Genomic DNA, 14,227 nt, shown 5'->3' on the forward strand with positions numbered 1-14,227 from the left:
TAGATCCACCCAGTAAAGATCGTCGCTTCCATGGCGATCGTCCGGGGTTGGGGGAGGGTCTTGATCCAGGCGTCCAGCTCGCGCCGGGTGGACCCGATCTTTCCTTCCTGATGCACGTGACCAGCCGCGTCCTTCACGCAATAGCTGATCGTCCTCTTGTGAACATCCAGTCCGATGTAATACATATCGTCTCTCAAGGAGCCTCCGGGGTAGTTCTCTGAATCAGCTTCACCGCTGAGTTCAGCCTTTGCAACACCTCGTGCTCCTCACTGACTTACATTCAAACAAACCGCACCTTACCCGTCGTCTTCCGATTCGAATCGGTTCCGGAGGAGTAGCCGACGGGTTATTGAAGAGTTGCCGACCATCCAGGAGTTACTTGGAGCCGGTGCACTTACTTTGAAGTGTATTCGTCACCAATCCAATAGCGAGGACCGGGACCGAGTCGACTGGCCCGATCACCAGGGTTGGCAAATTCACAGTCCTGCAGTGACAAGCAGCCGCAACCAATACACCGCGCGAGGCCCGCCCGGAGACGGCCGAGCTCAGCGATCCGCTCATCAACACGCTTGGTCCAACTCGAGGAGATTTTTTCCCAATCCGAGCGTTCGGGCACACGGTTTTCCGGTAACTTCGCCAGTTCCGCAGCAACCTCTTGGAGCGTCAGACCCATTCGCTGGGCGAAGACAATAAACGCGATCCGTCGAAGAGCCGCCCTCGGATACCGACGATGACCTGACCCCGCACGTTCGGACTCGATCAGGCCTCGCTCTTCATAGAATCGGAGCGCCGACGCGGCAACGCCACTTCGACGAGAAACTTCCGAGATTGTGAGGAGATCGGGCATGAGGAAAGACGAGCGGACGTGGGTTTGACTTAAAGTTAACTTTAACTTGTAGCCTCAAAGTATGTCAAGTCTACCGTCTCTTCCCTAGGAAAAACTCTCATGAATATCCATCACAAAACTGTCGATTCCATTCCGTCTCCGCTGAGCCCGCTGCTCTCCCCGACGGACGACCATCCGTGCAACCCACTCACTGATATTCGAGTAGCTATTACTGGCGGCACTTCCGGCCTTGGCTTATCCCTCGTCCGCGAACTGCTGGATCGCGGCGCGAAAGTAGCTCTCGTCGCGCGCAGTCGGGACCGGGTGGAATTTGTCATGCAGGAGTTGCCAGCCGCACATGGCATTGTCGGTGACGTGTCCAGGAAAGAAGATATACACCCCATTACGATGCAGATCGTCGGTGCGCTCGGAGGACTTGATGTCCTCATCAACAACGCATCGGATCTAGGACCGATACCGCTGCAGTTGTTAGCCGACACGGAGTGCGAAGACCTTGAGCGCGCGCTGGCGACGAACTTTCTCGGCCCTTTTCGGCTGACAAAGGCGCTGCTTGGTTCGCTGGCCGCGTCCGCGCGGGAAGGCCGCGGAGCGGCGGTGGTCAATGTATCGAGCGACGCCGCCGCCAATGCTTACCCGCGTTGGGGCGCTTATAGCGCGAGCAAGGCAGCACTACTTCATTTGAGCCGCATCTGGGACGAAGAACTCAGTTTGGAGGGCGTCCGCGTCCTCTCAATCGATCCAGGCGATATGGACACACCATTGCACGCCGCTGCAGTGCCAAATGCCGACCGCTCTACGTTGAAGAGCCCGGAGGTGGCAGCCCGCGAACTCGCGGACACGGTCGCTGCTGTGCTGTCGCGGCGTGCCTCGGACTCGGATTCTGAGGTGATAGCACAAGAGGCAATTGGATGATTGCCGCCAACCTTCCAGTCCAGCGCCCGTCCAACGCGAAGGTTCTGATCGTTGACGGTCAGGGTCATATCGAGCACCAGGCCCGGTCCGAGTTCGCGGACTTATTACGCCTCGGCGATGTGGTGGTTGCGAATGACGCTGCAACCTTGCCAGCAAGTCTTTCCGGACAGCATAGCCGCACTGGCCGCCGAATTGAAGTACGTCTTGCGGGCCGTGAGTCACTCGATGAGATGAGGCAGTTTTCTGCTGTCGTCTTCGGGAAGGGTGACTTCCGCACACCCACGGAAGATCGTTCTAAGCCGCCAGCATTGAAGCGTGGTGATCGACTTGAGTTAGGACGCCTGCGGGGAACTGTCGCACGATTGCTGAATCATCCGCGCCTCATTTTGCTGCAATTTGAGGGCTCGCCCCGGGAGATCTGGGAGGGTCTAGCTCGGCACGGGCGACCTATCCAGTACGCACACGTTCCGACCCCACTTGCCGTTTGGGACACTTGGACACCTATAGCCGGTCGACCAGTCGCGTTCGAGCCGCCTTCAGCTGGTTTTGTTCTTGACTGGAGCCTGCTCGCATCCATGAGCGCACGGAAAATCCGGTTCGGAACAATCACACACGCAGGTGGGCTTTCATCGACCGGCGATCCGGAACTGGATGCGCTCCTGCCTTTCGCTGAGCCGTACCGGATTCCCCGATCAACTGCGTTGATGATCAAGCACGCTCAGGCGTCACACGGACGTATCATCGCGATTGGAACCACGGTTGTCCGAGCTCTGGAACATACGGCTGCAATGTTTGACGGCGTCGTGCCACCCGGCGAGCGGTTGGCGACGCAAAGACTTGGTCCGTCAAGCAGGTTACGTGTCGTTGATGCAATTCTCTCGGGTACCCACGAGCGAGGCACCAGTCATTATGAGCTGCTGCGCGCCTTCGTCGATGATGAAACACTTGGCCGTATCGACGAGGAACTGAACGCCCGCGACTATCGCACACACGAGTTTGGCGATTCAGTGTTCCTCGAAAGAGCCGCCAACTGGACGCGCCCCTCGGCCCAGCCATCTGTCGCCGCATGACAGTCAACTTAAGCACTCCGTGAGTTTCCGCGAAAGAGTGTGCTTAGGCGGATTGCTCCCGAATGACGAGCAATCCGAACCTTACACCCCTTCTGCCGATCCCGCAGGGGGCCGAAGTCCGATCGTAGCTATTGACGAGTTGCCGACCATCCGTTCATGATCTCTTCCCACTCGCCGTTCCATGGACGGTAATACGGACTGATGAGGATTGCGACAACTTCCTCACCTCCGTTTCCGTCCAGAGCAGAGCGTTGACACTCACGGAAATTGGCGAGTAGCATCGGCCCACCGAGCTGCGTCATTTGACGCGTGCTTCGTCGCCTTCCCACATGACCGCCCAGGGGAAAGCTGTCGCGCATTGGCGCCTACCGCGAACTCTCTGGAAGGGGAGCTCATGTGCCAGGTCAAACGACGTTCGTTTCTCGGCTTATCCGCCACGATCTGGGGAGGCGGTCTGATTGCGAGTAAAACGGGCTACGGTCTCGTGAGCGGCAGTCAGGACGCGCCGGGCAGCGTACACCACCATGTTCACGCGGTTTCGGTGATGACGGAGACCGCCAACCGCTTTCTGGCCGCGCTCAGCCCGAAGCAGCGGGCTAAGGCAACCTTCCAATTCGGTGACGACGAGCGCATGAACTGGCAGTTTATCCCCAAGGAGCGCAAGGGGCTGGCGTTGGGCGAAATGAGCCCCTACCAGAAACACCTGGCGAGCGCGCTTTTGGCAGCCGGACTGAGCCAGACCGGCTACATTAAGGCTGTCACCATCATGAGCCTGGAAGACGTGCTGAAGGTGCTGGAAAACGATAACGGCGAGCACCGCGATCCGGAGAAATATTACTTCACGGTGTTCGGCACGCCATCCGATACGGGAACCTGGGGCTGGCGCATCGAGGGACATCACCTAAGTCAGAATTACACTGTGGCGAGCGGACAGGTCCTGGATGCGCCGAGCTTCTTCGGCTCCAACCCCGCCGAAGTGCGACAGGGGCTGCGCAAGGGACTGCGGACGTTAGCGGGCGAGGACGACCTGGGCTTCGAGGTGATTCGTGCGTTGGATGAGCCCCAACAGAAGATCGCCATCGTCGATCCGAAGGCATATAGCGATATCCTGACGGCGGCCAGCAGGAAGGCGGCGCTACAAGGGCAGCCCTCGGGGCTTCCGGCAGCGAAGATGAACGCCAGGCAGTTCGACGCGCTGCGCGCACTGGTGGAACTGTACGCGTACAATCTCCCGGATGAACTGGCGGACCGGCGCATGGATCAGATCAACAAGGCCGGGCGCAATGTTTGCTTCGCCTGGGCCGGCGGCATTAAGCCAGGCGACCTGCACTATTACCGCGTACAGACCTCGTCGTTCTTGATCGAATTCGACGACACGCAGGATAACGCAAACCACATCCACTCAGTGTGGCGCGACTTCAACGGCGACTTCGGCGGAGACCCGCTGAGAGCGCATTACGAAGCCAGTCATGGGAACCCTAAGGGGTAGCTTCCATCAGTGCTGCGATATTTATCGCTTCGATGCGATAAATTGTCAGTTCCTTACGGTTAGGAACGCGATTCCATATGTCGCTGTAACGTAGCACCACAGCAAGGAGCACGCTACGTGCATGAAGGTGCGAAACCGATCGCCTCGCCAGATTGCGCAGTCGTAGGCGACGAACTGGGCTAGCAAGCGGCATAACCAGAACGTCGTCATGCCGGCCAGGATCGCGCGGCTCAGGGTATCGGGGCGAAGTAGAGCGTTGGCGCAAAAGAACGATGCCGCGCCACTAAGCACCACGACCAGTCCAATGAAAAAGTTGTGCACGAAAAAGACTCGCCGCGTCAGCAGGGAAACAGCTGCTAACTCCTGTTCCCATCCGAAGAAGCGATTGAAGAAAATGTGGCTCAGGCCTAGCAACATGAGCAGAGTTCCGACAATTTGCAGATGAATGTAGAGAGTCATATCGCCCTCCGCAAGACGTAGACATGCACAAAGGGTGTCATGGAAAGCTCAGTTAGCACTGTCAGGCCCGCGTCGGACGCCGCCTTCCGCCACGCACTTTCCGAGAAGAAGTGTAGAAAGCCGGGACCGAAGGCCAGGAAGTTGTGCCAATCCCGGGAGTGTTCCATCAGTATGAACTCGCCGTCTGGAGTCAAAATGCGTGCGATTTCTCCAAACAATCTCACTCGTTGATCGTGGTGGCGCAACTCGTGTGCCGCAAAGATACAGAAGGCCGCGTCGAACCACTCAACAGGAAAGGCCAACGAGTCGTGCTGCATCGATGAAGAAGGGATCGTATGATGCGTGACCCGGCGCGCCGCCCGTATTGACGTCTCGGTCATTACCAGAGGATCGAAGATGTCTACCACCTGACTGGACGCGTCAGGAAAGATTGCCGTAAGAAGGGCGCTCGTTTCGTCCAAGCCGCAGTGAATGTTAATCCATCGCCGTGGCATCCGACATAGCACCGAGCAAACCCAGTTCAGATCGTAAAGCGGAAAGCGGTCGTAGACATAGTGCGACACCAGCAGCGATGAGGCCAGCCAGAACAGCGCCGGTGCAGTGCCTAGCGCAAGTACTGTGCGGCCTGGCCCCGGCAGAATCGGCAGTGCCAGCAACGCCACACCAATACTTCCCGCTGTGGCGACGTAGAACCGCCAGTTGAATTGCAGGATCTGGACCACGCCTTGATAGGGTCGTCGGGACGGAATAGTGTTCATGCGAGTCGGCTCCCTCTTTGCCATTGATAGGGGACATCCCTCACGTGAAAGGCGTTCGCCAGAATTGGCGAGGTGCCTCGGAATGGTTCGTGATCAAGAAACGTATTCTGCCGCACCTCAACTTCTACGGGCTGGGGATTCCAGCTTTGCCTCATCGCGCGAATGCCGATGATCGACTGGGTTTCCGCCTCATAGTCGAAGGTATAGGGCAGAGGACCCGCAAATCGCCGCGCCTCGGCCAAAGTGCCGAACGGAGACCCGCTTGGTAGAGCCGGTGGACCCCCCGATAGTCGCGCAAACACCTCGAGATCGGCTTCGGACCGCTGGGTCCGAATTGTCCAATGGATTCCGTGGTTGTGTTCCTCAAGAGTCGCTTGGCACAGGTGATAGTTGTAATGTGTCAGCAAATTGCCGGCACAAACCATCCACGGATGATCCGTATCGCTGCGCAGGATTCGTAATCCTCGCTTCGACTGCGTACCCCCAGCCAATCGAGTGAAGATCCGGTAGCCACTAAGAAAGAAATCTCTGCCCATTGCGGCTGGGAGAAAACTAGGGCGCAAATGCTCAGTCTGCACTAAGGCGACGGCCAGAAATGCGTGCCCTCGAAAGGTATCGAGCACCAGGCCCTGAGGGAGCAATGGCTGGAGGGTTTCCGGCGGAAAAGCATAAGTCAACACCAACGAATGACGAAAGAACGCTGATATTGGAATCGGATGACGTTTCAGCAGGTGCAACATGATTTGCCTCCGGGGCAAATTTCTGCAGTGCGACTTACCTCTACAACGCCCCAGAGTAACGAGCGGTCCTGTGGCGCCCAGTTTACAAGAGTGTTCGGGCCGGGTTCCGCGAAGGTACGAGCGACGACGATGGCGTTCGGTGCCGCGGCGTGGTCTATAGCGACTCGCAAGCGACACAGATATTCGGGCGATACTCCGTCGCCAATATTGGACAATGAGAACCCATCGAATGCTGCCGGTGGGCACCATTCCAGAAAATCTGCCGCGTCGGCGCAGACGAATTGAATTGGAAATTCAGGCGCATTCGGTTCTATCGGCGGCCTCGCTAACAGTAGAGACGCCGCATACGGATTGCTTCTGTTGGAATGCGTAGCCCACGTGCGTCGCAGGCGCTGGCGAAGCCGTAGCCCGAAGTCCTGCGGCAGCGATTCAATAAACGGGCTTGCATAGCATATGCCGAGCAGGCGCGGTGCGAGCAGCGTATCCACGGCAGCGCGCCAAGCTTGTGTGTCGAGTCGGCGGTCCCAATATTCGACTTGCTCGTCAGGGTCCGACAGGTTCAGAAAATCTGTCAGCTTTCCGGGGCTCCAGCCGGCGAGCTTCGCCAAATTGCGGCCGAATACCAGCAAACGCTCGGCGATGCCCATTCGCAGCGGTCCGTCCGCGGCTCGAGACTGAGCGTAATCGAGTTGCAGCGGGTTAATGTCTACGGCCGTCACATGGTGTCCAGCCGCGGCGAGAGCCCGGGCCGTGCATCCCGCGCCGGCGATGCAGAAGACGCGGCTTCGTGGCTTAAAGGCTTGCAGTTCGATGCCGGAATCTTCGTACGTTTGCCCGAAGCTCAGTTGGCGCAACTGTGCCTTGAAGGGTCCGTGTCGCCATGGTGTTGCCGCCGTCTCAGGTGTACGCAGCATAACGGCGATCCTCCGAGGCAATCCAAACAAGCACCAGGAAAGCGAAGTTCTGCACGATCATGCCGCCCGGATCGGGAATCAGATGCCAGGCCCAAATCAGTCCGCCGCTATTCATTGCTGCAAGCAGTGCGGTCTGCACAATTGCAGCCTGACGCATCCGCTGTCCTGACAAGACCCACACGGCAAGGCCGCATTCGACCAGACCCAACGTAATCAGCGCGACGCGGACTTCCGCGGCACCAAGGAACGGTACGGTAGAGATCACTGCTTCCTGACGGGGAACGCCACCCAGAACCTTGCACCACAAGCCCTGGTAGAACCAGACCATGGCAATCGAGAGTCGAATCAGTTTGTGGTCAGGCATCGTCCCGTCCTCCTTCCACCAGAGCAATGAGTTCCACGATCTTCGACCGCAGCGGCCTCGCCAGCGCAAAACCGGACAGTTTCAGACTGCTGACCAGAAGCGCCAGACTCTTCTCGCGCAACGCATGGGTCCGCCGTTGACCGGGTGAGCGATCGTAGATCCAGTGCAGGATCAATCCCATTTGGTAGAGCCAGAGTATCTTCGGTAGGAATGGCGCGAGGTCCTCCGGCACCTGAACTCCACCCGACTTGGTGGCGATCGCCCGCGCGAAATACATCTGGTCGCGCTCGCGGATGTGCCGGGTTGCCTCGCTGAAAGGCGACAGACGGTTCTGCGGGTCAGCAGCGTGGCGGAATAGGGCGCCGAGGAAGGATCGGTTCGGCTGGAAGTACTCGAACTTCACCGCCATAATGGCAGCGATGCGCTCTTCGAAGCTGGTTGTACCGGCCAGCACCGCTTCCATTCTGGGCGCCATCGCTTCGATGGCCTGTTCATAGAAGGCCATCACTAAGTCTTCCTTCGATTCGAAATAGTAGTAGGCCGATCCTAGCGAGACGCCCGCTTCGGCGGCGATTCCGCGCATGGTTGTTTGCTCGAACCCCCTGCGGCGGAACAGGTCCAGTGCCACGTCGAGAATGCGGGCGGAGGTAGCCTCAGCCTTCTTGGTCATTGTCGTAGTGGGCGGTATTTTGAACATGTTCAACAATAGAAGTAAAGCAAGGGGCGAAGAGTGTCAAGATATTTTTGAACCCGTTCAATATTGAGCCACCGGTGGATCGACATGCATCCCTCTTCCTCAGCCACCCATCTCGATTCGCAACCCAACTTGGCCTATATCCCCTAAAGCAAACTGTTACTCAGCGGTTTTCGCTGCTGGCGTCGGAAATTGATCAAAGACGCATCTCACTCATTGCGGAGGCTTTAGGTTCGTAGTTGCAGTGGCCCGAAATGCGCGGGAACAATACGGGAACAACTGCCTTCGGGTATAAAACCCGTGTTTTCAAACAGATTCGATTTAAAGAAAGAACCGGAAGAGAATAAGTAGTGTCGTTCTGGTTTCCGTAAATTATTGATTCTAAGTGATGGCCAGAGACGGGATCGAACCGGGGCTGGCCTCGCGTATCAACCAAAACTGTCAGAAGCGACCCCACACTGGCAGATAGAGCAGGGGAGCTTCAGCAATGAAATTACCCCTGCCCGTGCGGTTATTTCAACGACAAGCGGCGCGAGTGCATGTGCACTCCGCCGATGATTCAGCGGTATGTCTCGAAGGTCTCAGGGCCTCTGCTGGACCGGATCGATATCCATATTGAGGTTCCGGCGGTTGAGTACAAGGAGCTTCGCGGCGGCGCGGCTGCGGAGGGCTCGGTAGAGATTCGCGAGCGGGTTCTGGCTGCGAGGAAGCGGCAGCATGAGCGGTTCGGCGAGGCTGCCGAGCGGACGAAGGGCTCGGGCAAGGCGGCTTCGCGGAGGGTGTTTGCGAATGCGCAGATGAATACGCAGCAGATTCGGGCATTCTGCGTGCTGGGAACGGACGCGGAGCGAATGCTGGAGCGGGCGATGCAGCAGCAGGGTCTGAGCGCTCGGGCGCACGACAGGATATTGAAGGTGGCTCGAACGATCGCCGATCTGGAAGGAGCGGAGAACGTCGAGGTGAAGCATATTGCCGAGGCGATTCAGTACAGGACGCTGGACCGGAGTTACTGGGCCTGAACCTCCCCCTCCCCCTTGATTTTGTGCAAGTTGTTTGTTTTGTTTCGTGTGCACGTTTCCAATCGGGCAAAATCTTGGAAACAAAGGGCTTACGGGCAAAATATTGATTTCAGGCAGGTTATTCGACGGGACCCAGTCGATTCCACTTGCGATCTTCCATTCTGAATCTATTTTACGAAATCGCCAATAATTAATCGGCGCTTTCGGGTTGGTTATTTTCTTTTTTGTTTTGTTGTGGTTGGGCTCCTTTTGGCTTCGCAGGGGATTGACAAGTTTAATCCTGCTGACGGTTTTAGGCGAGGCCAGGGTTGCGCTCAGAATGACCGCTGACGGTGGGATACGTCGTGGAATTGGCGGGATCGTGGGTTTGAGATTCTGATTCTGGAATGTTTTCTGGGGTTCCTTCCAAAAATAAGTATTGACCTGAAGGGGTGGACGATTTACTTTTCATAAGTCGAGGCTGTTCCTGTGCAGGCATTTTTGCCTGAAGATACGCGGGGAACGTCCGGCGTCCAGGACTCTCGGAATACCGAGTGTTCTCTCTGCTTCCTTCTGTTGCATACCTGGCGCTGAGTCGCTGACGATACCAGGAGAGACAGGGTTTTGGTGAGACGTGGAGCTCCGAAAGAGCTTCGCGGGATTTGTTTCGTCTGCCTGGATTTCGGGACCAATCAGTTTTGGATTGTGAGATTTACGTGTTTTTGTGGAATCCCTTTTGAGGATTCCGCGTCTAAATAGAAGTGGCGGGGTCAAAGGTAAAAGTACCCGCTGAAGACAGTGGAGCAAAAATTCAGGCGAAGGAGCGCATGGCGCTTTTGGCCGCAAAAATCTGAACAAGGGAGAACATGATGCGCTCAGACCTTATTTTTGGAGCCCTCACACACGTGAAGAACCGTTACGAGCTTTGCCAGTTGGCGTCGAAGGCGACGCGGAAGCTGCACAAGCCGAACACTCGTCTTCAGGACACGACGAACGAGGTGCTCGATCGTTTCAAGGATTCGACGCCGATGGGCGAGAACGGGGCCCCGGTTGAGAAGGTAACCCTGCAGGAGCGCCGCGCGGCTTAACGCGCGGCCATCCGGCCTTAAACTTTAACCCTTAGCCTCTTCCGCAATACCCAAAGCCCATCCTACAATTTCAGAGTCCCCAGGCTTTTCCGCACGACCCCTTCCGTCAAGCAGACCCGCCTCTAAGCTCCAAATATCCCTCCTGAGTAATTCAAGGTAAAGACATGACAATTTCAGAGTTGAAAGAACACAACATCGCCGAACTGGGCAAACTGGCGCGCGGCCTGGATATCGCCGGCACCAGCGGCCTTCGCAAGCAGGACCTGATCTTCAAGATTCTGCAGGCGCAGAGCGAGAAGGAAGGGCACATCTTCGCCGAAGGCGTGCTTGAGATCCTTCCCGACGGCTACGGCTTCCTTCGTTCCCCTGACTACAACTACCTGCCTGGTCCCGATGACATCTATGTTTCACCGTCGCAGATTCGCAAGTTCGACCTGAAGACGGGCGACACGATCTCGGGCAACGTACGGCCTCCGCACGAGGGCGAGAAGTACTTCGCGCTGGTGAAGATCGAGGCGATCAACTTTGAGAGCCCGGAAGAGACGCGCAGCAAGATTCTCTTCGACAACCTGACGCCGCTTTATCCGCAGGAGCGGGTGAAGATGGAGACGGTGCGCGATAACATCTCGGGCCGCGTGATGGATCTGCTGACGCCGATGGGTAAGGGGCAGCGCGGGCTGATCGTCGCTCCTCCGCGTACGGGTAAGACGATGCTGCTGCAGGCGATCGCGAACTCGGTTACGGCGAACCATCCGGAGATCGTGCTGATCGTTCTGCTGATCGATGAGCGTCCGGAAGAAGTGACGGACATGCAGCGGTCGGTGAAGGGCGAGGTGATCTCGTCGACCTTCGATGAGCCGGCGGCGCGTCACGTGCAGGTTGCCGAGATGGTGATCGAGAAGGCGAAGAGGCTGGTCGAGCACAAGCGCGATGTCGTGATTCTGCTGGACTCGATTACGCGACTGGCGCGTGCGTACAACACGATCGTTCCTCCGAGCGGCAAGGTTCTGTCGGGCGGTGTGGATTCGAACGCGCTGCAGCGGCCGAAGCGGTTCTTCGGTGCGGCGCGCAACATCGAAGAGGGCGGCTCGCTGACGATCATTGCTACGGCACTGGTCGATACGGGTTCGAGGATGGACGAGGTGATCTTCGAAGAGTTCAAGGGCACGGGTAACTCTGAAGTCATTCTTGATCGCAAACTTGTTGATAAGCGCGTGTTCCCGGCGATCGATATTCAGCGCTCGGGCACGCGTAAGGAAGAGCTGCTGATCGTGAAGGAAGATCTGCAGAGGATCTGGATTCTGAGGAAGGTTTTGAATCCGTTGTCGCCGGTGGAAGCGATGGAGTTGCTCACCGACAAGCTGGCGAAGACGCGGAACAACTCGGAGTTTCTGCACAATATGAGCTCGATTTAGCGTCGAGCGCAACGAGTGATCACCGGGTCCGGGTGGTGCTGGTTCGGTGATGGGGGCGGTCCCCTTTGGGGCTGCCCCTTTTGTGTCTCTTCCCGCTTAGGGGCTGCGGTGGCGTAAGAAAAATGCAGGTCCTTCGACTTCGCTGCGCTCCGCTCAGGATGACAACTCTTACCAACGGGGCGATCCGCGTTAGCGGAGGCCTCCGGAGGCGATGATGAGTTCGCCGGTGATCCAGCGGGCGTCGTCGGAGGCGAGGAAGACGGCTACGGGGGCGATGTCGGAGGCTTGTCCGGTGCGGCCGAGCGGGGTGTGGGCTTCGCGCTCGCGCTGCCAGTCGCCGCCAATGAAGCCGATGGTGTGGGTGCCTTCGGTTTCGACGAGGCCGGGGTTGATGGAGTTAACGCGGATTTTGCGGGGGCCGAGCTCTTTGGAGAGGACCTGGGTGATGGAGTCGACGGCGGCCTTGGTGGCGGTGTAGATAGCTCCTTTGGGAGGGTGGGTGGCGCTGACGGCGGAGCCGATGTTGATGATGGCGCCGCCCTCGGAGGGGAAGAGCTTGATGGCCTCGCGGGTGGCGAAGAGGAGGCCGAGGACGTTGGTGTTGAACTGGCGGTGATATTCGGCGGCGGTGAACTCGGAGATGGCGGAGAAGCCGTAGACGCCGGCGTTGTTGACGAGGATGTCGAGGCGGCCGAAGGTCTTTTGGGTTTCGGCGAAGAGGCGTTGAACGTCTGCTTCGTTGGAGATGTTGGCCTGGATGGCAATGGCTTTGCCGCCGCTGTTGGTGATGGAGGTGACGACTTTGTCGGCGTCGTGCGCGCTGGAAGCGTAGTTGACGACGACGGAGGCGCCTTCGGTTGCGAATGCGCGGGCGATGCCAGCGCCGATGCCTTTGGAGGCTCCGGTGACGAGGGCGATTTTGCCGGAGAGTCTGCTCATGATGGCTGCTCCTTTTTGTACTGGATGAAAAAGAAAGGCGCAGCTGGTTGGCTGCGCCCGGAGGTGTGTGGAACGTCTTAGCGGAGGCCGCCGGAGGCGACGAGAGTTTCGCCGGTGAGCCATCCGGAGTCGTTGGAGGCGAGGAAGACGGCGAGCGGAGTGATGTCGGCTGGCTGGCCGATGCGCCCGAGCGGGGTCTGGGCTTCGAAGTTCTTCTGGAAGTCGGTGCCGATGAAGCCGGCGGCGTGCACGCCTTCGGTCTCGACCATGCCGGGGTTGATGGAGTTGACGCGGACCTTTTTGGGGCCGAGTTCCTTGGAGAGGACGGCGGTGATGGAGTCGACGGCGCCTTTGGTGGCGGTGTAGACGGAGCTGGTGGGGATGTTGAGCTCGGTCGCGTTAGAACCGATGTTAATGACGCTGCCGCCGTTGTCGCCGAAGAGCTTGAGGGCCTCGCGTGTGGCGAGCAGGGTTCCGAGGACGTTGGTGTTGAAGAGTCGACTGTAGAGCTCGGTCGAGACCTCTTCGATGGGGGCGAACTGATAGACGCCGGCGTTGTTGACGAGAACGTCGAGCTTGCCGAAGGTCTTTTTGGTCTCGGCGAAGATGCGGTTGACGTCGGCTTCTTTGGCGACGTCGCCCTGGACGGCTACAGCTTTGCCGCCGGCTTTGGTGATCTCGGCGACGACTTTGTCAGCGCCTTCTTTGGAGGAGGCGTAGTTGACGACTACGGAGGCGCCCTCTTTGGCGAGTCCCTTGGCGATGTCGGCTCCGATGCCTTTGGATGCTCCGGTGACTACGGCTACTTTTCCTGCGAGCTTGCTCATTTCCCTGACCTCTCTTTGTGTCGATAATTTGACAACTGTCTAATTGATGAGGCAGTGGGGGAAAGGATTCGGAGGAGTGCGGAAAAGAGGCTAGTTCTTTTTTTCGAGATGATTGGAAAGGACTTCGAGGAACTGGGCGAGCCAGGCGGGGTGGGCGGTCCAGGCGGGGCCGGTGACGAGGTTGCCATCGGTGATGGCCTGGGTGCCCGAGAGGGCGACGAAGGTGGCACCGGCGAGCTCGATCTCGGGAGCGCAGGCGGGGTAGGCGTTGAGGCGCTTGCCGGCGATGACGCGGGCGGCGGCAAGGAGTTGGGGGCCGTGGCAGAGGGCGGCGATGGGTTTGTCGGCGCTGTCGAAGTAACGGATGATGTCGAGGACGTGGGGGTTGAGGCGGAGGTACTCGGGGGCGCGGCCGCCGGGGATGACGAGGGCGTCGTAGTCTTCGGGGCGGATGTCGTCGAAGGTGGCGTTGAGGGTGAAGTTGTGGCCGGGCTTTTCGGTGTAGGTCTGGTCGCCTTCGAAGTCGTGGATGGCGGTGCGGATGCGGTCGCCGGACTTCTTGCCAGGGCAGACGACGTGGACAGTGTGGCCGACCATCTGGAGGGCCTGAAAGGGGACCATGATCTCGTAGTCTTCGACGAAGTCGCCGGCGATGAGAAGGAGCTTTGCGGGTTTCATTGGTTTGTTCCTTTTGTATTGGGATTAGTGGCTGG

The 14,227-nt window shown here is 58.2% G+C and carries 15 protein-coding genes and 2 pseudogenes; 6 read left to right on the forward strand and 11 right to left on the reverse strand.

The features are described from left to right. Both Q363_RS02750 and soxR read right to left on the reverse strand, forming a co-directional pair. Positions 1–197 (reverse strand): annotated as a pseudogene (locus tag Q363_RS02750) (hypothetical protein); the annotation flags it as partial. A 197-nt stretch (positions 198–394) separates the two neighbouring features. Then, entirely contained in the window at positions 395–847 is a 453-nt protein-coding gene (soxR, locus tag Q363_RS37735; RefSeq protein ID WP_084079912.1) for a redox-sensitive transcriptional activator SoxR, read from the reverse strand. A 99-nt stretch (positions 848–946) separates the two neighbouring features. On the opposite strand from soxR, the gene Q363_RS02755 reads away from it, so the two are divergent. From Q363_RS02755 to Q363_RS02765, 3 genes are all read left to right on the forward strand, one after another. Beyond that, entirely contained in the window at positions 947–1,759 is an 813-nt protein-coding gene (locus Q363_RS02755) for an SDR family NAD(P)-dependent oxidoreductase (protein WP_084079914.1), read from the forward strand. Further along, positions 1,756–2,829 carry an S-adenosylmethionine:tRNA ribosyltransferase-isomerase gene (locus tag Q363_RS02760; RefSeq protein WP_035347805.1) on the forward strand — a complete coding sequence of 358 codons (1,074 nt, stop codon included), beginning with the start codon at positions 1,756–1,758 and terminating at the stop codon, positions 2,827–2,829. The genes Q363_RS02755 and Q363_RS02760 overlap by 4 nt, the downstream gene beginning before the upstream one ends. 394 nt (positions 2,830–3,223) lie before the next feature. Continuing rightward, positions 3,224–4,318, forward strand: a complete 1,095-nt coding sequence (locus tag Q363_RS02765) for a DUF3500 domain-containing protein (protein ID WP_051978282.1) — start codon at positions 3,224–3,226, stop codon at positions 4,316–4,318. A gap of 45 nt (positions 4,319–4,363) precedes the next feature. Here Q363_RS02765 and Q363_RS02770 read toward each other — a convergent pair whose 3' ends face one another. The 6 genes from Q363_RS02770 to Q363_RS02795 are packed head-to-tail and all read right to left on the reverse strand — an operon-like array spanning position 4,364 to position 8,223. Next, positions 4,364–4,777 (reverse strand): hypothetical protein, encoded by a 414-nt coding sequence (locus Q363_RS02770; RefSeq protein WP_035347806.1) that lies wholly within the window; start codon positions 4,775–4,777, stop codon positions 4,364–4,366. Beyond that, a complete protein-coding gene (locus Q363_RS02775; RefSeq protein ID WP_051978283.1) occupies positions 4,774–5,535 on the reverse strand; it encodes a class I SAM-dependent methyltransferase in 762 nt (253 codons plus the stop codon). Before Q363_RS02775 ends, Q363_RS02770 begins: the two co-directional genes overlap by 4 nt. Beyond that, on the reverse strand, positions 5,532–6,275 hold the full coding sequence (locus Q363_RS02780; RefSeq protein WP_035347808.1) for a DUF2071 domain-containing protein: 744 nt from the start codon (positions 6,273–6,275) through the stop codon (positions 5,532–5,534). The genes Q363_RS02775 and Q363_RS02780 overlap by 4 nt, the downstream gene beginning before the upstream one ends. Then, entirely contained in the window at positions 6,260–7,189 is a 930-nt protein-coding gene (locus Q363_RS40020; protein WP_051978284.1) for a DUF3419 family protein, read from the reverse strand. Before Q363_RS40020 ends, Q363_RS02780 begins: the two co-directional genes overlap by 16 nt. After that, a complete protein-coding gene (locus tag Q363_RS02790; RefSeq protein WP_051978285.1) occupies positions 7,173–7,553 on the reverse strand; it encodes a DoxX-like family protein in 381 nt (126 codons plus the stop codon). Before Q363_RS02790 ends, Q363_RS40020 begins: the two co-directional genes overlap by 17 nt. Then, positions 7,546–8,223 carry a TetR/AcrR family transcriptional regulator gene (locus Q363_RS02795; RefSeq protein WP_051978286.1) on the reverse strand — a complete coding sequence of 226 codons (678 nt, stop codon included), beginning with the start codon at positions 8,221–8,223 and terminating at the stop codon, positions 7,546–7,548. The genes Q363_RS02790 and Q363_RS02795 overlap by 8 nt, the downstream gene beginning before the upstream one ends. Positions 8,224–8,744: 521 nt before the next feature. Here Q363_RS02795 and Q363_RS02800 point away from each other — a divergent pair. From Q363_RS02800 to rho, 3 genes and pseudogenes are all read left to right on the forward strand, one after another. Continuing rightward, positions 8,745–9,266, forward strand: a pseudogene (locus Q363_RS02800) (magnesium chelatase subunit ChlI family protein); the annotation flags it as partial. Positions 9,267–10,114: 848 nt separating this feature from the next. Then, positions 10,115–10,333 (forward strand): hypothetical protein, encoded by a 219-nt coding sequence (locus tag Q363_RS02805; protein ID WP_035347811.1) that lies wholly within the window; start codon positions 10,115–10,117, stop codon positions 10,331–10,333. Between the two features lie 164 nt (positions 10,334–10,497). Next, positions 10,498–11,748 carry a transcription termination factor Rho gene (rho, locus tag Q363_RS02810; RefSeq protein ID WP_035347812.1) on the forward strand — a complete coding sequence of 417 codons (1,251 nt, stop codon included), beginning with the start codon at positions 10,498–10,500 and terminating at the stop codon, positions 11,746–11,748. Positions 11,749–11,937: 189 nt separating this feature from the next. On the opposite strand, the gene Q363_RS02815 is transcribed toward rho, so the two are convergent. The 3 genes from Q363_RS02815 to Q363_RS02825 form a co-directional block, all read right to left on the reverse strand. Beyond that, positions 11,938–12,687: an SDR family NAD(P)-dependent oxidoreductase gene (locus tag Q363_RS02815; RefSeq protein ID WP_035347813.1), complete on the reverse strand. Its 750-nt coding sequence runs from the start codon at positions 12,685–12,687 to the stop codon at positions 11,938–11,940. A 77-nt stretch (positions 12,688–12,764) separates the two neighbouring features. After that, on the reverse strand, positions 12,765–13,514 hold the full coding sequence (locus tag Q363_RS02820) for a glucose 1-dehydrogenase (protein WP_035347814.1): 750 nt from the start codon (positions 13,512–13,514) through the stop codon (positions 12,765–12,767). 90 nt (positions 13,515–13,604) lie between these two features. Continuing rightward, the gene (locus tag Q363_RS02825) at positions 13,605–14,192 is read right to left on the reverse strand and encodes a DJ-1/PfpI family protein (protein WP_035347815.1); all 588 of its coding nucleotides are present in this window, start codon (positions 14,190–14,192) and stop codon (positions 13,605–13,607) included. Between the last annotated feature and the right edge of the window lie 35 nt (positions 14,193–14,227).

It is taken from the genome of Edaphobacter aggregans DSM 19364 (assembly GCF_000745965.1).
GTDB classification, from domain to species: Bacteria; Acidobacteriota; Terriglobia; order Terriglobales; family Acidobacteriaceae; genus Edaphobacter; species Edaphobacter aggregans.